This is a genomic window from Mesorhizobium sp. SP-1A (assembly GCF_032460275.1).
Lineage (GTDB): Bacteria > Pseudomonadota > Alphaproteobacteria > Rhizobiales > Rhizobiaceae > Mesorhizobium.
In genome coordinates this window covers 1,076,112-1,092,895 of sequence record NZ_JAVXZD010000001.1, presented here as the reverse complement: position 1 = coordinate 1,092,895, position 16,784 = coordinate 1,076,112, and the positions used below count along the sequence as shown (strand labels likewise).

16 protein-coding genes are annotated in these 16,784 nt (G+C 64.4%); 5 read left to right on the top strand and 11 right to left on the bottom strand.

All coding sequences use genetic code 11. The features are described from left to right. Positions 1 to 150: 150 nt before the first annotated feature. From lon to QU595_RS05205, 4 genes are all read right to left on the bottom strand, one after another. A complete protein-coding gene (lon, locus tag QU595_RS05220; protein ID WP_315919619.1) occupies positions 151 to 2,565 on the bottom strand; it encodes an endopeptidase La in 2,415 nt (804 codons plus the stop codon). 276 nt (positions 2,566 to 2,841) lie between these two features. Further along, positions 2,842 to 4,116 carry an ATP-dependent Clp protease ATP-binding subunit ClpX gene (clpX, locus tag QU595_RS05215; protein ID WP_315919618.1) on the bottom strand — a complete coding sequence of 425 codons (1,275 nt, stop codon included), beginning with the start codon at positions 4,114 to 4,116 and terminating at the stop codon, positions 2,842 to 2,844. A gap of 291 nt (positions 4,117 to 4,407) precedes the next feature. Continuing rightward, positions 4,408 to 5,037 carry an ATP-dependent Clp endopeptidase proteolytic subunit ClpP gene (gene clpP / locus QU595_RS05210; protein WP_315919617.1) on the bottom strand — a complete coding sequence of 210 codons (630 nt, stop codon included), beginning with the start codon at positions 5,035 to 5,037 and terminating at the stop codon, positions 4,408 to 4,410. Positions 5,038 to 5,194: 157 nt separating this feature from the next. Beyond that, positions 5,195 to 6,298 carry an NAD(P)/FAD-dependent oxidoreductase gene (locus QU595_RS05205; protein WP_315919616.1) on the bottom strand — a complete coding sequence of 368 codons (1,104 nt, stop codon included), beginning with the start codon at positions 6,296 to 6,298 and terminating at the stop codon, positions 5,195 to 5,197. A gap of 101 nt (positions 6,299 to 6,399) precedes the next feature. Here QU595_RS05205 and QU595_RS05200 point away from each other — a divergent pair, with 101 nt between their 5' ends. Continuing rightward, positions 6,400 to 7,653: a cytochrome P450 gene (locus tag QU595_RS05200; protein WP_315919615.1), complete on the top strand. Its 1,254-nt coding sequence runs from the start codon at positions 6,400 to 6,402 to the stop codon at positions 7,651 to 7,653. Positions 7,654 to 7,665: 12 nt separating this feature from the next. Here QU595_RS05200 and QU595_RS05195 read toward each other — a convergent pair whose 3' ends face one another. The 6 genes from QU595_RS05195 to QU595_RS05170 all read right to left on the bottom strand — a co-directional run bounded on the left by QU595_RS05195 (position 7,666) and on the right by QU595_RS05170 (position 12,051). After that, entirely contained in the window at positions 7,666 to 8,016 is a 351-nt protein-coding gene (locus QU595_RS05195) for a cupin domain-containing protein (RefSeq protein WP_315919614.1), read from the bottom strand. 76 nt (positions 8,017 to 8,092) lie between these two features. Further along, positions 8,093 to 9,376, bottom strand: coding sequence for an O-acetylhomoserine aminocarboxypropyltransferase (locus QU595_RS05190; protein ID WP_315919613.1), 1,284 nt, complete (start codon positions 9,374 to 9,376; stop codon positions 8,093 to 8,095). A 154-nt stretch (positions 9,377 to 9,530) separates the two neighbouring features. Continuing rightward, the gene (locus QU595_RS05185) at positions 9,531 to 10,052 is read right to left on the bottom strand and encodes a CoA-binding protein (RefSeq protein ID WP_315919612.1); all 522 of its coding nucleotides are present in this window, start codon (positions 10,050 to 10,052) and stop codon (positions 9,531 to 9,533) included. Further along, positions 10,052 to 10,813, bottom strand: a complete 762-nt coding sequence (locus QU595_RS05180) for a GNAT family N-acetyltransferase (protein WP_315919611.1) — start codon at positions 10,811 to 10,813, stop codon at positions 10,052 to 10,054. Before QU595_RS05180 ends, QU595_RS05185 begins: the two co-directional genes overlap by 1 nt. Next, the gene (locus QU595_RS05175; RefSeq protein WP_315919610.1) at positions 10,810 to 11,229 is read right to left on the bottom strand and encodes a VOC family protein; all 420 of its coding nucleotides are present in this window, start codon (positions 11,227 to 11,229) and stop codon (positions 10,810 to 10,812) included. Before QU595_RS05175 ends, QU595_RS05180 begins: the two co-directional genes overlap by 4 nt. Then, positions 11,230 to 12,051 carry an enoyl-CoA hydratase gene (locus QU595_RS05170; RefSeq protein ID WP_315919609.1) on the bottom strand — a complete coding sequence of 274 codons (822 nt, stop codon included), beginning with the start codon at positions 12,049 to 12,051 and terminating at the stop codon, positions 11,230 to 11,232. A 134-nt stretch (positions 12,052 to 12,185) separates the two neighbouring features. On the opposite strand from QU595_RS05170, the gene QU595_RS05165 reads away from it, so the two are divergent. The 3 genes from QU595_RS05165 to rpsI all read left to right on the top strand — a co-directional run bounded on the left by QU595_RS05165 (position 12,186) and on the right by rpsI (position 13,816). Continuing rightward, positions 12,186 to 12,644, top strand: a complete 459-nt coding sequence (locus tag QU595_RS05165) for a PaaI family thioesterase (RefSeq protein WP_315919608.1) — start codon at positions 12,186 to 12,188, stop codon at positions 12,642 to 12,644. A gap of 231 nt (positions 12,645 to 12,875) precedes the next feature. Beyond that, on the top strand, positions 12,876 to 13,337 hold the full coding sequence (gene rplM / locus QU595_RS05160; RefSeq protein WP_315919607.1) for a 50S ribosomal protein L13: 462 nt from the start codon (positions 12,876 to 12,878) through the stop codon (positions 13,335 to 13,337). Between the two features lie 2 nt (positions 13,338 to 13,339). After that, the gene (gene rpsI, locus QU595_RS05155; RefSeq protein ID WP_315919606.1) at positions 13,340 to 13,816 is read left to right on the top strand and encodes a 30S ribosomal protein S9; all 477 of its coding nucleotides are present in this window, start codon (positions 13,340 to 13,342) and stop codon (positions 13,814 to 13,816) included. A 285-nt stretch (positions 13,817 to 14,101) separates the two neighbouring features. On the opposite strand, the gene QU595_RS05150 is transcribed toward rpsI, so the two are convergent. Next, a complete protein-coding gene (locus QU595_RS05150; protein WP_315919605.1) occupies positions 14,102 to 14,725 on the bottom strand; it encodes an invasion associated locus B family protein in 624 nt (207 codons plus the stop codon). Positions 14,726 to 14,948: 223 nt separating this feature from the next. Here QU595_RS05150 and QU595_RS05145 point away from each other — a divergent pair, with 223 nt between their 5' ends. Beyond that, complete coding sequence (locus tag QU595_RS05145; protein ID WP_315919604.1) at positions 14,949 to 16,769, top strand: extracellular solute-binding protein; 1,821 nt, start codon at positions 14,949 to 14,951, stop codon at positions 16,767 to 16,769. Positions 16,770 to 16,784: the final 15 nt, after the last annotated feature.

The following is a 16,784-nucleotide window of genomic DNA, read 5'->3' as shown; positions in this document are numbered from 1 at the left end:
GACTCATCCGGCTGGCAACGGACTTTAGAAAGAAGCTGCGCTGCAACCAAGCCGCAAAATGCGAAAAAAGCCCGGAAATCCGGGCTTTTTCCAAAGGAAAAGCCGGGCAAAGCCCGGCTTTTCGATTGTGCGGCGCACTATGAAGCGCAATCAGTGCGCGAAGGTGGCTCCGGCGTCGTCGCCCGCTTCCGCCGGCGTCGGCCTGGCATCGACCGGCTCGACCCACTCGATGGGCTCCGGCATCGTGACCAGCGCATGGCGAAGCACCTCGCCGATCCGCGCAACGGGAACAATCTCCATGTTGTTCTTCACGTTGTCCGGAATCTCCGCCAGATCCTTGGCATTGTCTTCCGGGATCAGCACCTTCTTGATGCCGCCGCGCAGCGCGGCAAGCAGCTTCTCCTTCAGGCCGCCGATGGGCAGGACCCTGCCTCTGAGCGTGATCTCGCCGGTCATGGCGACATCGGCCTTCACGGGGATGCCGGTCAGCACCGAGACGATCGCGGTGGCCATGGCGACGCCGGCCGACGGACCGTCCTTCGGCGTGGCACCCTCGGGCACGTGCACGTGGATGTCGCGCTTGTCGAACAGCGGCGGCTCGATGCCGAAATCGATGGCGCGCGAGCGGACGTAGGACGCCGCCGCAGAGATCGATTCCTTCATCACGTCCTTCAGGTTGCCGGTGACCGTCATGCGGCCCTTGCCGGGCATCATGACGCCCTCGATCGTCAGCAGTTCGCCGCCGACCTCGGTCCAGGCGAGGCCCGTGACCACGCCGACCTGATCGTCGGTTTCAGCCATGCCGAAGCGGAAGCGCTGCACACCCAGGTAATCGTCGAGATTATCCTTGGTGATCTTCACCGACTTCTTCTTCGTCTTCAGGATCTCCGTCACCGCCTTGCGGCCGAGCTTCATCAGCTCGCGTTCCAGGCTGCGCACGCCCGCTTCGCGGGTGTAGGTCTGGATGATGGCGCGGATGGCGTCATCGGTGACCGAGAACTCCTTCGGCTGGAGCGCGTGGTCGCGTACCACCTTGGGCAGCAGGTGCCGCTTGGCGATCTCGACCTTCTCGTCCTCCGTGTACCCGGCGATGCGGATGATCTCCATGCGGTCCATCAGCGGCGCAGGGATGTTCAGCGTATTCGCCGTCGTCACGAACATCACGCTCGACAGGTCGTACTCGACCTCGAGGTAGTGATCCATGAAGGTCGCGTTCTGCTCCGGATCGAGCACTTCGAGCAGCGCCGACGAAGGATCGCCGCGGAAGTCCTGGCCCATCTTGTCGATCTCGTCGAGCAGGAAGAGCGGATTGGACTTCTTGGCCTTCTTCATCGACTGGATGACCTTGCCGGGCATCGAGCCGATATAGGTGCGCCGGTGACCGCGGATCTCGGCCTCGTCGCGCACGCCGCCCAGCGCCATGCGCACGAACTCGCGGCCCGTGGCCTTGGCGATCGACTTGCCGAGCGAGGTCTTGCCCACGCCGGGAGGACCGACGAGGCACAGGATCGGGCCCTTCAGCTTCTTCTGCCGGCTCTGCACGGCCAGGTACTCGACGATGCGCTCCTTGACCTTGTCGAGGCCGAAATGATCGGTATCGAGCACTTCCTGGGCGTAGTTGAGGTCCTGCTTGACCTTGGAGTTGCGGCCCCACGGGATCGACAGCAGCCAGTCGAGATAGTTGCGGACCACGGTGGCCTCGGCCGACATCGGCGACATCGAACGCAGCTTCTTCAGCTCGGCTTCCGCCTTCTCGCGGGCCTCCTTGGAGAGCTTCGTCTTCTTGATGCGCGCCTCGATCTCGGCGGCCTCGTCGCGGCCGTCCTCGCCCTCGCCCAGCTCCTTCTGGATCGCCTTCATCTGCTCGTTGAGGTAGTACTCGCGCTGGGTCTTCTCCATCTGGCGCTTGACGCGCGAGCGGATGCGCTTTTCCACCTGCAACACGGAGATTTCGGCTTCCATGAAGCCCATGGCCTTCTCGAGCCGCTCCTTGACGGAAAGCGTGCCGAGCATCTCCTGCTTCTCGGGGATCTTGATGGCGAGATGCGAGGCAACCGTATCGGCGAGCTTGGAATAGTCGTCGATCTGGCTGGCGGCACCCACCACCTCGGGCGAGATCTTCTTGTTCAGCTTGACGTAATTCTCGAAGTCGGAAACCACCGAGCGCGCCAGCGCCTCGATCTCGACCTCTTCCTCTTCCGGCTCGGCCAGCACCGTGGCGCGCGCCTCGTGGAAGTCGATGCGGTCGGTGAACGACGCGATCCTGGCACGCGAAGCGCCTTCGACCAGCACCTTGACGGTGCCGTCCGGCAGCTTCAGCAGTTGCAGCACGTTCGCGAGCGTACCGACGTCATAGATGGCGCCGGGCTCGGGATCGTCATCGGCGGCATTCATCTGGGTGGCGAGCAGGATCTGCTTCTCCTGACCCATCACCTCTTCCAGCGCCTTGATCGACTTCTCCCGCCCTACGAAGAGCGGAACGATCATATGCGGGAACACGACAATGTCGCGCAAAGGCAGCACGGCGAAAACGCCGTCGCCGGAAGACCTGGTTATCTTGGCCATTGTCCAACCTTTCTATCGCGGCCGCGCGTGGCCAACCGCGAATCTCATATTAACGACCGCGGGTCGTTCCGCCTACCATCCTTTGTGAGGGGGGTTCGTCAGCACGGAATTCAGCCACTGGCCTCGAACGATAGGTGGAGGCCCCGGACCGGAATATCAAGTGGCTTCGTTCGCCGGCCGGGACCACGGCACGAGTTGCCGGCAAAACGCCATCGCCCGGACAAATGCCGGCCCGCCGTCCATTCCGGAATTCGGCAACCTTATGCGTCAGCGCGATCACGCGCTGACGTTGCCCTTCTTTTCCTTGGTGTCGGAATAGATGTAGAGCGGCCGGGCGTTTCCGGACACCACTTCCTCCGAAATCACCACCTCGCGAACGCCTTCCAGCGCCGGCAGCTCGAACATGGTGTCGAGCAGGATCGCTTCCATGATGGAGCGCAGGCCGCGCGCGCCGGTCTTGCGCTCGATGGCACGCTTGGCGATGGCCGAAAGCGCGTTCTCGTGGAAGGTCAGGTCCACGTTCTCCATCTCGAACAGGCGCTGGTACTGCTTGACCAGGGCGTTCTTCGGCTCGGTCAGGATCTGGATCAGGGCCGGCTCGTCCAAATCCTCCAGCGTCGCCAGAACCGGCAGACGGCCGACGAATTCGGGGATCAGCCCGAACTTGAGCAGATCCTCCGGCTCCACCTGGCGGAACAGCTCGCCGGTGCGGCGATCCTCCGGCGAGGCGACCGTCGCGGCAAAGCCGATCGAGGTCTTGCGGCCGCGATCCGAGATGATCTTGTCCAACCCGGCGAAGGCGCCGCCGCAGATGAACAGGATGTTGGCCGTGTCGACCTGCAGGAACTCCTGCTGCGGGTGCTTGCGGCCGCCCTGCGGCGGCACGGAGGCCACGGTGCCTTCCATGATCTTCAGGAGCGCCTGCTGCACGCCCTCGCCCGACACGTCGCGGGTGATCGAGGGATTGTCCGACTTGCGGCTGATCTTGTCGATCTCGTCGATATAGACGATGCCGCGCTGGGCGCGCTCGACATTGTAGTCGGCCGCCTGCAGCAGCTTGAGGATGATGTTCTCGACGTCCTCGCCGACATAGCCGGCTTCCGTCAGCGTCGTGGCGTCGGCCATGGTGAAGGGCACGTCGATGATGCGCGCCAGCGTCTGGGCCAGCAGCGTCTTGCCGCAGCCGGTCGGGCCGATCAGCAGGATGTTCGACTTCGCCAGTTCGACGTCGTTGTTCTTGCCGGCATGCGCCAGGCGCTTGTAGTGGTTGTGGACCGCCACCGACAGCACGCGCTTGGCATAAGGCTGGCCGATGACATAGTCGTCGAGCACCTTGAGGATTTCCTGCGGGGTGGGAACACCCTCGCGCGACTTCACCATCGAGGTCTTGTTCTCCTCGCGGATGATGTCCATGCAAAGCTCGACGCACTCGTCGCAGATGAAGACGGTGGGACCGGCGATCAGCTTGCGCACTTCGTGCTGGCTCTTGCCGCAGAACGAGCAATAGAGCGTGTTCTTGGAATCACCGCCGCCGTTGCTGACCTTGCTCATCGTCCCGTCCTTTCCTGGCGCCCGCCGGTGAATTGGCAAGGGCGTCTACGCAGTCCATCGCGGCAACCCGCCGCCGCCGGCTCACCCCGGCTCCCGCAACGCATTCCGTACACAATACCGATCAGAAACGCGGCAGCGATTCGCAACGACCCAGCATGACGCTAAGCCGTCGAAACTCAACATAGCCTTAACGTAGGCAATCGTGCCAGCCGAGGAAACAGCCAATTGTGGCCGAAATGACGCAAAGATACTCAAAAGCGTGTCAAGCGGTCTTTCGGCCACCTCCGAAGGCTATTCGCTCACGGTTTCCGTCGCCTCGCGCGTCGAGATGACCTTGTCGATCAGACCGAAATCGCGGGCTTCGTCGGCCGTCATGAAATGATCGCGGTCGAGCGTGCGCTCGATCGTTTCATAGTCGCGCCCGGTATGCTGGACGTAGACCTCGTTGAGGCGGCGCTTCAGCTTGATGATGTCCTGGGCATGGCGCTCGATGTCGGACGCCTGGCCCTGGAAGCCGCCGGAAGGCTGGTGCACCATGATGCGCGCGTTCGGCGTGGCGAAGCGCATGTCCTTGTGGCCGGCCGTCAGGAGCAGCGAGCCCATCGAGGCGGCCTGGCCGATGCAGAGCGTCGACACGGCGGGCTTGATGAACTGCATGGTGTCGTAGATGGCCATGCCGGAGGTCACCACGCCGCCGGGCGAGTTGATGTAGAGGTTGATTTCCTTCTTCGGGTTCTCGGCTTCGAGGAAGAGAAGCTGCGCGCAGACGAGCGTCGCCATGCCGTCCTCGACCGGACCGGTGATGAAGATGATGCGCTCCTTCAGGAGGCGCGAGAAGATGTCGTAGGCGCGCTCGCCGCGGTTGGTCTGCTCGACAACCATCGGAACGAGGTTCATGTAGGTTTCGATGGGGTCTCTCATCGTGTGTCCCTTGCTTGCGGGGATTTCAAATGGCGGAATCGTCCTGGATCGTTGTTCCGTAGATAGGATGCCGGCTCACCCTTGCGCAAGGGTGACCATGGCGATCACCTGACAGGCGGGAATAAAGGTTACCGTTTAAGGATTTCCGCGGCGGGCATCACACCGTTTCGGCGCGCAGCCAGCGCGTCAATCCTTCCACGTCCCCGTCCGCGACCGCCGCGGCCACACGGCGGCCGACGGAAGCGCCGAATTTGTAGCCGTGGCCGGAGCAGGCCGAGACGATCAGGCACCTGCCTTTCTGCCGCGCGAAGAACTTCTCGTCCTCGGTGAAGGTGTAGGCGCAGGTGACCACCTCCGTGATGCGGTATTCGCTTATGCGGGCGATGGGCGGCGAGAACAGGTTGCGGATCGCCTCGCCCTCTCCCTCCACAGGCTCGCGGTTCCAGTCCGCGTCGCTGGTGCGCACCTTGTGCAGGCCCGAGCCGAACTTCATGCCGGCGCCGCGCGTCAGCGGGATCATGTAGCCGTCGATATTGCCGCCGACATCGAGGATGATGGGAGCTTTCTCCCATGCGGGTTTCAGGTCCGCCGGCGGCTCGACATAGGCCAGCGCGGTGCGGAAGGTCTTCAGTTCGCCGTCCAGCTCCGGGAACAGCTTGAGCACCCACGCCCCGGCGGTGACGACGATCCTGTCGGCCTGCATGGTCCCACCGTCCGCCAGCGTCACGCGGCCGGCGTCGGCGTCGACGTCCGTGACCCTGCTGTTCTCAAAAACGTTCGCGCCGTTGGCGCGCAGCCATTTCACGATGCCCGACGCGATTTTCCGGCAATGCAGCGCCCCGCCCTCGGGCGAGAAGAACGCGTAGCGGAAGCTTCCCGGCTCCAGGAACGGCCAGCGGCGCACGGCCTCGCCAGGCTCGAACATTTCGAGCGGGAAGCCGCCCGCGATCAGGCCGTCCCGGTATTGCTCGGCCTCGTCGCCTTCCTCGCGCGATATGCACAGGAAGCCGCGCGCATCGAGATGATCCTCGCCGAGATCGGCCCACAATTCGTCCCACGCCTCATAGGCCTCCGTGATGAGACGGCCGTAACCGGCGGCCGTGCCATAGGCGCGGCGGATGATGCGGTGGTGGTCGCCGGAAGCCGCAAGCGGGTTGGGGATGGGTCCCTGCTCCACGATCGAGACGTCATGCCCCGCCTTCGCCAGCGACCAGGCGGTCGAAAGACCGGCGATGCCGGCCCCCACAACGATCACATTCATGCCGATCTGCCTCTTTGCGAGCCGCTGGCTCAATCCATTGCGTCGGAGCAGACAAACATACGGGCTAGCCTGTGCGGGGCAAGGCGGGATAGTGATCCAGCATGAGCGAAACCATGCCGCCACCGTCTTATCTTTCCTTCGATCCCGCCACGCGCCGCCTGCGGCTCGATCCGCACGAACCGGCCTTCGTGCAGGACCCTTACGAGGCCTATGCATGGCTGCACGCGGCGGGGCCGGCCTTCTTCTGGGAGGATTTCGGCTTCTGGTGCTTCGGCGCCTATGACGACGTCAACCGCCTGCTGCGCGACCGCCGCTTCGGCCGGCAGAACCCTTCGGGCATTCCCGACAGCCGCGACATCGGCGCGGACCGTTCGCATCTTGCGGGCTTCGACGCCGTCGAGGCCAATTCCTTGCTGGAACTGGAGCCGCCGGTGCACACAAGGCTGCGCACGCTGGTCAACCGCGCCTTCGTGTCGCGGCAGGTGGAACGGCTGCGCCCGCGCATCGAGGCCCTGGCCAACGAGCTGATCGACCGCTTCGAAAGCCGACCGATAGACCTCCTGCCGGCCTATGCCGCGCCGCTGCCCATCACCGTCATCGCCGAGATGCTCGGCGTACCGGTGGAGATGGGGCCGCAACTGCTCGACTGGTCGCACCAGATGGTGGCCATGTACATGCATGGCCGCGACCGGAATACGGAAGTGGCCGCCGACCGCGCCGCGCGCGAATTCTCGGACTTCCTGCGCGGATATGTGGCCGAGCGGCGCAAGGAACCCGGCGACGATCTTTTGTCGCTGCTGATCTCAGCGCAGGAGGACGGCCAGAAGCTGACCGAGGACGAGATGGTGTCCTCGGCCATCCTGCTGCTCAACGCCGGCCACGAGGCGACCGTGCACCAGACCGGCAACGCCGTGCGCTGCCTGCTCATGCAGGGCGGCGATCCGCGCCGGTTCTTCCAGACACCGGAAGCGGTGACGGCCACGGTCGAGGAGTGCCTGCGCTTCGACGCACCGCTGCACATGTTCACGCGCTATGCCTATCAGGAGATGGAGGCCGCGCCCGGTATCGTCGTGAAACCCGGCGAGCAGGTCGGCCTGCTGCTCGGCATGGCCAATCGCGACCCGGCAGCCTTCGCCGAACCCGGCAAATTCAATCCCGGACGGCCGGACCAGAAGAACGTGTCCTTCGGCGCCGGCATCCATTTCTGCATCGGCGCGCCGCTGGCGAGGCTGGAACTGCAAGTGTCGCTGAAGACGCTGTTCGACAGGCTGCCGGATCTGAGGCTGGCCGGGCAGCCTCGCTTCCGCGACACCTATCATTTCCACGGGCTGGAAGCGCTGCCGGTCGATGCGTGAGCCGCCGCCGCCTCACAGCTTGATCACATATTCCTTGCGAGTCGTTTCAACCACTTCCCAGCTTCCCTTGAAGCCGGGCCTGAGCACGAAGGAATCGCCCGCGCGCACGGTGCGGGCCTCTCCGCCTTCCTGCGCAATGACGGAGACGCCGGAGAGGATATGGCAGAATTCCCATTCGTCGTATTCGATGCGCCATTTGCCGGGCGTCGATTCCCATAGGCCGGCATAAAGGCCGCCGTCGCGCTCCTCGAGGTTCCACATGCGGAACTTCGGATCGCCTAAAATCAGGCGCTCCGGCGCGGGCGCCCCCGCTTCCGGCTCGATGCCGGCGATGTCGAGGGACAGGAACTTCGGCTCGGTCATGGGCTTTCCTTCGCCAGGAGTGTTCAAGAACTCCGCCCCGCCGGCGACCAGCGGGGCAGAGTTCGCGAACGGTTCCTCAGACCTTGGCCAGCGCCTGCTCAAGGTCGGCGACGATGTCGTTGACGTCCTCGATGCCGACGGAAAGACGCACCACGTCCGAACCCGCGCCGGCCGCCGTGCGCTGCTCGTCGGAGAGCTGGCGATGGGTGGTCGAGGCCGGATGGATGACCAGCGACTTGGTGTCGCCCATGTTGGCCAGATGCGAGAACAGCTCCAGCGAGGCGACCAGCTTGACGCCCGCGTCGTAGCCGCCCTTCAGGCCGAAGGTGAACACCGCGCCGGCGCCCAGCGGCGAATATTTCTTCTGCAAGGCATGATTCTTGTCGTTCGGCAGGCCGGGATAGGAAACCCAGGCGACCTTCGGATGTTTGGACAGCCATGCCGCAACGGTCGCGGCGTTGTCGCAATGGCGCTGCATGCGCAGCGGCAACGTCTCCAGCCCGGTCAGGATCATGAAGGCGTTGAAGGGCGAGATGGCCGGACCGAAATCGCGCAGGCCCAGCACGCGCGTGGCGATGGCGAAGGCGAAATTGCCGAAGGTCTCATGCAGCACGATGCCGCCATATTCCGGGCGCGGCTCCGACAGCATCGGGTACTTGCCGGACTTCGACCAGTCGAAGGTGCCGCCGTCCACGATGATGCCGCCGAGCGAATTGCCGTGGCCGCCGATGAACTTGGTCAACGAATGGACGACGATGTCGGCGCCGTGCTCGATCGGCCGCAGCAGGTAGGGCGTGGCCAGCGTGTTGTCGACCACCAGCGGCAGGCCGTTCCTGTGGGCGATCTCGGCGATGGCCGCGATGTCCACGAACTCGCCGTTCGGGTTGGCGAGGCTCTCGATGAAGATGAATTTGGTCTTGTCGTCGATGGCCGCCTCGAAGCTGGCGATCTCGTTGGTGTCGCCCCAGCGCACCTCCCAGCCGAAATTCTGGAAGGCATGGCCGAACTGATTGATCGAACCGCCGTAAAGCCTTCTGGCGGCGACGAAATTCTCGCCCGAGCGCAGCAGCGTGTGCGCCACCAGAAGCTGCGCGGCATGGCCTGAGGCAGTGGCCAGCGCCGCCGTGCCGCCCTCGAGCGCCGCGACGCGTTCCTCCAGCACCGCCTGGGTGGGATTCATGATGCGGGTGTAGATGTTGCCGAAAGCCTTCAGCCCGAACAGCGAAGCGGCGTGGTCGGCATCCTCGAAGACATAGGACGTGGTCTGGTAGATCGGCGTGGCGCGCGCGCCCGTGGCCGGATCCGGCTTTGCCCCGGCATGCACCGCGAGCGTGTTGAAACCGGGTGTGCGCTGGCTCATGAACATAACTCCCCTGTTGGCACCCTGCCCAATTTGGTCGCGCATTCTTGGTCGAGCTTGCGGGCGAATGCAAAGAAGAAAATACCCCATTTCGCCCGTTCCCCCAATGAACAGCAGGCAAAGCGGGGCAAGCGGCGAAATTTCGTTCCCGGACCTATTTCGTGCGAACGCCGAAGCTCTGGAAACCGGGCCGAAGTATCGGCTTCCTTGACGACAGGACGCCGGAATTGACGCCGTTCCAGCCGATCTCGCCCGACAGGCGGCCATATTCGATCTTGGGGCAGCGGTTCATGACCACCTTGATGCCCGCGGCCTCGGCTTTTGCCGCCGCCTCGTCGTGGCGCACGGTGAGCTGCATCCAGACCACCTTGGGCGGCGGGTCCAGCGCCAGCGCCTCGTCCACGATTCCCGGAACGGCGGCGGAGGCGCGGAAGACGTCGACCATGTCGATGGGCTCCGGCACGTCGGCCAGCCTGGCATAAGTCATGCGGCCGAGGATTTCCTTGCCGGCCTGGCCGGGATTGATCGGAAACACGCTGTAGCCCTTGGCCAGAAGGTACTTCATCACGAAATAGCTTGGCCGCACGTCGTTCGCGGACGCGCCGACCACGGCGATGGTGCGGACCGTGTTCAGGATATCGGCGATGTAGGCGTTGTCGTAGGCGTCGTGGTTCATCAAGGATCCGGTGCGAAACGATAGTGATAACGATAAAGCTCGGCGTCGAAGCCGAGCGCCGCATAGGCGGCCAGAGCGGGTTCGTTGTCCGCCAGAACCTGCAGGCAGGCGCCGGCCGCATCCCGCCGCCACGCCCAGTTCATAAGGGCGCCGACCACGCGCCTGGCAAGACCGCGGCCGCGGAAATTCGGGTGCGTGGCCACCGATTCCACCACCAGCAAGCCGTTGACGACGACGCCGAAGGCGATCGCCACGGTGCGCCCTTCCGCACGTGCGAAGGCGAAGGCCTTGGGGTGGCGTATCCGGGCCACCATGTCGCGGAAGATGGTCGGGTCCACGGCCAGCCGGTCGCGCAGCTCCATCCAGTCCCGCTCCGGCGCTTCCGACAGCCTGACGCCGTCGGCCGGCCAGTCGCCGGGCCGGTCGAACCGCGCTTTCAACGCCAGCGTCTGCGCCTGCACGGAATATCCCCGGCGATGAAGCTCCCGCGACAGGTCGGGCGCGAAATCCGTCACGCGGAAGATCGGAACCTGGCCGTGGCGGCGATAATGGGCTTCGGCGGCGTCGAAAAGCTCGGGGCCCGCCCCGCGCCGTCCGGGCAGCGGGTTGACGGAATTGGTCCGGCGGGTCTGGCCTCCCGAGCGTCGCAGCAGCCAGCCGTCCACGACCGTCTCGGATTCGGCGGGCCATGCCGCGCGGCAGGCTTCCTCGACACGCCAGAACAGGCCATTGTCCGCCCTGGAAGACGGAGCCTCGTTCATTCCGGCAGAGAGATGCGGCCTTCCGCATCGATCGGGAAATCCGGATTGTGGGCCACTTCCCACAGGTTGCCTTCGGTATCGGCGAAATAGCCGTACCACCCGCCCCAGAAGGCGCGCTGCGCCGGCTTGACGACGCGGCCGCCGGATTTTTCGGCCCGTGCCAGCACCTCCTCGACTTCCGCTTCCGAGCGCGTGTTGTAGGCGAGGTAGACACGCGACGGCCCGTCGCCGAAGCGGATGCCGGCGTCTGCCTCAGCGCTCTGCCTGGGAAACAAGGACAGGATCGCACCGCCCATCTGGAAAAAGGCGACGCCGTCATCGATGCGGTGACGCTTCAACCCCATCGCCCCATAGAAGGCCGAGGCGCGCGCGAGATCGTCGACCGCAATGGTGACGATGGAGATTCGCGGTTCCACCTATTCCCCCTTCCACTCGGGCTTGCGCTTGCCGATGAAGGCGCCGATGCCCTCTTCGGCATCGCGCGCCAGCATGTTCTCGGTCATGACTCGGGCCGTGTAGTCATAGGCTTCGGCCAACCCCATCTCGGCCTGCGCATAAAAGGCCTCCTTGCCCACCTTGAGCGTCAAAGCCGATTTGGAAGCAATGGTTTGCGCGTATCTGGTCACGACCTGATTCAAGTATTCGCGCGGCACGACGCGGTTGATCAGGCCGAACTCCCTGGCGGTGGCGGCGTCGATGGTCTCGCCGGTCAAAAGCATCTCCATCGCCTGCTTGCGCGAGACGTTGCGCGACAGCGCCACCATGGGCGTCGAGCAGAACAGGCCGATATTGACGCCCGGTGTGCAGAAGGCGGAGTCCTGCGTGGCGATGGCCAGATCGCAACTCGCCACGAGCTGGAGCCCGGCCGCGGTCGCCAGCCCGTCCACCTCCGCGATCACCGGCTTGGGGCTGTTGACGATGGCCTGCATCAGCGCCGAACATTCGGCGAAGGTGCGTTCGAAGAAGGCCCTGCCCCGGTCGGCATCGGCGCGGTGCGCGGTCATCTCCTTGAGGTCATGCCCGGCGCAGAACACCTTGCCAGCGGCGGCAAGCACGATCACCCGCACCGTCTTGTCGTTCCGGGCCTTGTCGATCTCCCCTTTCAGGGCGGCCATTACGGCCAGGGAAAGCGCGTTGGCGGGCGGATTGGCGAGGGTGAGGCGCAGGATGCCGTCCGCCTGCGAGGCCGCGACCGGCCCTCGAGGAACACTGGTCTTGATGGCGACGACCTCGGCCACGGCAATACTCCGGTTCTTGCGGCCGCCACGCGGCCCATGGCGAAAAAACTAGCACGGCATCGGTTGAAGAACACCCTTCAGCAGTGTTTTCTCGGTGGCCCGGCAACGCCCGCCTGCCATTTCGGAGGGAAGGAATGCCGATCCAGGCCGATCTCAAGCCGGTGCTCACCGCGCGCGAAGTCGACGAACTCATGAACGCGGCCTACCCGCAGCTCAATTCCGGCGGCAACTCCTACGAGACGGTCGAGGTCTTTCCCGGCGGCTGCACGGTTCGGCTGAACGCCGACGACCGGCATCTCAGGCCCGGCGGCACCGTGTCGGGACCTTCGCTGTTCACGCTGGCCGACATAGGCGGCTATGCCTGCGTGCTCTCGCATGCCGGGCCGGATGCGCTGTCGGTCACCACCAATCTCGACATCAACTTCATGCGCAAGGCAGAGGCCGGGCCGATCGAGGGCCATTGCCGCATCCTGAAGCTGGGCAGGAGCCTGATGGTGTTCGACATCGACATCGTCGCGGGAGCGGACGGCCACACGGTGGCCTACGCGACCGGCACCTATTCCATCCCTCCGAAGCGGCAGGATATGAGGTAAAATAATACCTCGATCCTATCCACCTGTTATTCTTGCGTTTTATGGGATATGACGGGTTTTGATCCGCTTGACGCGCCTCGCGCCCTGCCCTATAAGCGCCATCGGAACAGCGGCCCGCAAAGGCCGCCGTTTCGTTATTGGCGGCCGGCTTTCGCCATCGCCAATGCAAGCAACAAGAAACGCCCTTTTTCCGGCACCTGCCGGAACGGGTCCGAACCGAAAGCAAGATCCATGACAACCTTTTCGCAGAAGCCTGCGGACGTGGTGAAGAAGTGGGTGCTGATCGACGCCGAAGGTCTCGTCGTCGGCCGTCTCGCCTCTCTCGTCGCCAACCGTCTTCGCGGCAAGCACAAGCCGACCTTCACCCCCCATGTCGACGATGGCGACAACGTCATCATCATCAACGCCGACAAGGTGGTGTTCACCGGCAAGAAGTACACCGACAAGGTCTACTACTGGCACACCGGCCATCCCGGCGGCATCAAGGAGCGCACCGCGCGCCAGCTGCTCGAAGGCCGCTTCCCCGAGCGCGTGGTGGAGAAGGCGGTTGAGCGCATGATCCCGCGCGGCCCGCTCGGCCGTCGCCAGATGAAGAACCTCCGCGTCTATGCAGGCGCCGAGCATCCGCACACCGCCCAGCAGCCCGAGACGCTCGACGTCGGCGCGCTGAACGCCAAGAACAAGAGGGCTTGATAATGGCTGAGCTTTCCTCGCTCGCAGAACTCGGCACGGTCGCCCAGTCGACCCAGCCGGCCGCACCCGTCCACGTCCAGAAGCTCGACAAGTCGGGCCGCGCCTATGCCACCGGCAAGCGCAAGGACGCCATCGCCCGTGTCTGGGTGAAGCCCGGTTCCGGCAAGATCATCGTCAACGACAAGGAATTCGCGGCCTATTTCGCGCGTCCGGTGCTGCAGATGATCCTGAAGCAGCCGATCGTCGCCGCCAACCGCGACGGCCAGTTCGACATCGTCGCCACCGTTGCCGGCGGCGGCCTCTCCGGCCAGGCCGGCGCGGTCCGTCACGGCATCTCCAAGGCGCTGACCTATTACGAGCCGGCGCTGCGCAGCGTGCTCAAGAAGGGCGGCTTCCTGACCCGCGACAGCCGCGTGGTCGAGCGCAAGAAGTACGGCAAGGCGAAGGCCCGCCGCAGCTTCCAGTTCTCCAAGCGCTAAAACGCGCCTGGGATCGGATTTTCGAAGCGCCAGCCGCCGCGAAACCGCACATCGAAAAGGCCGCCCTCGGGCGGCCTTTTTTGTTGCCTGCCGGCGATAGCCGCCTTCGGCGTGTCGCGGCGAAAGCCCGCCCGGCCCGCTTCCGCGCGATCCTGCCGAAGAAGCGCTCCGAACCTCGGCTGAGGATCGCATTCTGACAGGCCAAAGAAAAAGGGCCCCGGCGACGCCGGAGCCCTTTTTTGCAAATTCGGTCCTGAGGCTGCGCCGTCAGGCCGGAAAGCCGGATCAGTTGCCGGTCTTGGCCTTTTCCTGCTCTTCCTTGAGCTTCTTGGCGAAGTCCTCGTTGTTCTTGGACACGAAGTCCTGGAGCTTCTTCTGGCGGTCCTCAAGATCGGACTGCTTCAGCGGCGGGCCGTCGAAGGCGCCCGAGAAGCCCTGCAGCGAGACCTTGATCGGGTTCGGCTGGTTCTGGAAATTGACCGAGGTGAGCGTCAGTTCCGATCCCTTCTTGAAGGAGGCGACGAGCTGGTCGGTCATCGGCACTTCGGCGACGCAACGGTCGGGGAAGCAGATGACGTAGTCGAGCTTCTGGGCCTTGCCGCCGTCGATCTGCAGCGCGATGCCGGGAGGCACCATGCGGCCGGTCGGCACGGTGACCTGGAACACCTTGCGGTTCACCTTGCCGCGCAGGTCGATCAGGCTGATGCCGGTGATGAGCTGGCCGGTGTTGGCGGTGGTGATGTTCTGCACGTTGCAGATGTCGACGTCTTCCTGCTTGGAGCAGGCCTTGAACCAGCCCTGCGGGATCTGCTGCTGGGCGGACGCGGCGGCAAGGCCGGCGCCCAGGAAACCGACGACGCCCGCGGCCATGACCGAAAGGCGAAACGCATTGCTGTTCAGGCTCGTCATATGGTGCAATTCCTCTGAAAAAATCCTGCGGCCGGCTTCCTCGCGCCTTGCGACGTGCTACCTCTTGCCGAAATGAGGCAACAGAATGACTTCGCCCGGCGTGTTACACTGCCCGCCCGGCCGAATCCAGCCCGCAAACGCCATTTTCGACCGCAGAACACAGTCCCGCCGCACCTCGTGCTAGTGTTCTGCGCGAATCATCGACTCGCTTGAAGGACCCGAGATGGGCCGCATCCTCCCCCGGCTGACTGCCGCCCTGTCGCTGCTCCTGCTTTGCGCCTCGCCCCTCGCCGCTGAACCGAAACACGGCATCGCCATGCAGGGCGAGCCTGAACTGCCGGCCGATTTCAGCCATTTCGACTATGTGAACCCCGACGCGCCGAAGGGCGGCGACGTCACCTATTGCGTGGTCGGCTCCTTCGACAATCTCAACCCGTTCATCCTGAAAAGCCTGCGCACCACCGCGCGCGGCATGATCGACACGGTCTACGGCAATTTCGTCTTCGAGCCGCTGATGCAGCGCAACGCCGACGAGGCGTTCGGCCTCTACGGCCTCCTGGCCGACACGGCCGACATGAGCGAGGACCGCAGGACGATCGAGTTCCATCTCGACCCGAAGGCGAAATGGTCGGACGGGGAGCCGGTGACGCCCGAGGACGTGCTCTTCACCTACGACGTCTTCACCGAGAAGGGCCGGCCGCCCTATTCGGATCGCATGAAGAAGATCGCGAGGATCGAGAAGACCGGCGAGCGCAGCGTCAAGTTCACCTTCAACGACAAGGCCGACCGGGAATTCCCGCTCATCATCGCGCTCACGCCGATCCTGCCCAGGCATGCCTTCGACAAGGAAACCTTCGACCGCACGACACTGAAGCCGCTGATCGGCAGCGGTCCCTATACGGTCGCCGAGGTGAAGCCCGGCGATCGCATCGTGTTCAAGCGCAATCCGGATTACTGGGGCAAGGACATTCCCTCCAAGCGCGGCTTCGACAATTTCGACCGGATCACCATCCAGTATTTCCTCAACGCCAATGCCCAGCTCGAAGCCTTCAAGAAGGGGCTTTGCGCCATCGACACCGAGACCGATCCGGTCAAGCGCGAGCGCGACATGAATTTTCCCGCCTTCAAGCGCGGCGACGTGGTGGCCGAGACCTTCCAGACGGGCATACCGCCGGTGGTGACGGGCTTCCTGTTCAACACGCGGCTGCCGAAGTTCAAGAACCCGGTGGTACGCCGCGCGCTCGGCATGCTCTACGACTTCGAATGGGCCAACAAGAACCTGTTCGGCGGCCGGTTCACCCGCACCATGAGCTACTGGCAGGGCTCGGAGCTTTCCGCGCTCGGCCATCCGGCCAGCGAGAAGGAAAAGGCGCTGCTCGCCCATTTCCCCGGCCGCGTGCCGCCCGACGTGATGGACGGCACGTGGCGTCCGCCCGTCACCGACGGTTCGGGACAGGACCGCAAGGCGCTCAAGGCGGCGCTCGACCTGCTCAAGAGCGCCGGCTACCGCATCGAGGGCGGCCAGATGCTCGACCCCGACGGCAAGCCCTTCGGCTTCGAAATCCTCACCGCCTCGCAGGAGGAGGAGCGGCTGGCCGCGCTCTACCAGCGCACGCTGGGCAAGCTCGGCATCGCGGTGACGATCCGCTCGCTGGACGGCGACCAGATCCAGTCACGCAAGCAGCGCTTCGATTTCGAGGCGCTGATCGGCGCCAGCGGCTTCAACAACTCGCTGTCGCCCGGCATCGAGCAGATCGGCCGCTGGGGCTCGTCCTCGGCAGAAGCCGCCGGCTCCTTCAACCTGGCCGGGGTCGCCGACCCGGCCATCGACGCCGCCATCGAGGCCATGCTCAACGCCCGCACCAAGGAGGATTACGTCGCGGCCGTGCGCGTGCTGGACCGGCTTTTGATCTCCGGCGCCTATATGGTGCCCATGCAGCACAACGGCGAACAATGGATCGCCTACTGGAATTATCTGAACCATCCGCAAAAGACGCCCATATTCGGTTATCAGCTACCCACCTGGTGGCATAAGCCGAAATGACCTTCACGGAAGGAC

What these genes read in the sequence shown, in the direction of transcription:
- lon (WP_315919619.1), bottom strand. Translation starts at nt 2,565, where the DNA reads ATGGCCAAGATAACCAGGTCTTCCGGCGACGGCGTTTTCGCCGTGCTG.
- clpX (WP_315919618.1), bottom strand. Translation starts at nt 4,116, where the DNA reads ATGAGCAAGGTCAGCAACGGCGGCGGTGATTCCAAGAACACGCTCTAT.
- clpP (WP_315919617.1), bottom strand. Translation starts at nt 5,037, where the DNA reads ATGAGAGACCCCATCGAAACCTACATGAACCTCGTTCCGATGGTTGTC.
- QU595_RS05205 (WP_315919616.1), bottom strand. Translation starts at nt 6,298, where the DNA reads ATGAATGTGATCGTTGTGGGGGCCGGCATCGCCGGTCTTTCGACCGCC.
- QU595_RS05200 (WP_315919615.1), top strand. Translation starts at nt 6,400, where the DNA reads ATGAGCGAAACCATGCCGCCACCGTCTTATCTTTCCTTCGATCCCGCC.
- QU595_RS05195 (WP_315919614.1), bottom strand. Translation starts at nt 8,016, where the DNA reads ATGACCGAGCCGAAGTTCCTGTCCCTCGACATCGCCGGCATCGAGCCG.
- QU595_RS05190 (WP_315919613.1), bottom strand. Translation starts at nt 9,376, where the DNA reads ATGAGCCAGCGCACACCCGGTTTCAACACGCTCGCGGTGCATGCCGGG.
- QU595_RS05185 (WP_315919612.1), bottom strand. Translation starts at nt 10,052, where the DNA reads ATGAACCACGACGCCTACGACAACGCCTACATCGCCGATATCCTGAAC.
- QU595_RS05180 (WP_315919611.1), bottom strand. Translation starts at nt 10,813, where the DNA reads ATGAACGAGGCTCCGTCTTCCAGGGCGGACAATGGCCTGTTCTGGCGT.
- QU595_RS05165 (WP_315919608.1), top strand. Translation starts at nt 12,186, where the DNA reads ATGCCGATCCAGGCCGATCTCAAGCCGGTGCTCACCGCGCGCGAAGTC.
- rplM (WP_315919607.1), top strand. Translation starts at nt 12,876, where the DNA reads ATGACAACCTTTTCGCAGAAGCCTGCGGACGTGGTGAAGAAGTGGGTG.
- rpsI (WP_315919606.1), top strand. Translation starts at nt 13,340, where the DNA reads ATGGCTGAGCTTTCCTCGCTCGCAGAACTCGGCACGGTCGCCCAGTCG.
- QU595_RS05150 (WP_315919605.1), bottom strand. Translation starts at nt 14,725, where the DNA reads ATGACGAGCCTGAACAGCAATGCGTTTCGCCTTTCGGTCATGGCCGCG.
- QU595_RS05145 (WP_315919604.1), top strand. Translation starts at nt 14,949, where the DNA reads ATGGGCCGCATCCTCCCCCGGCTGACTGCCGCCCTGTCGCTGCTCCTG.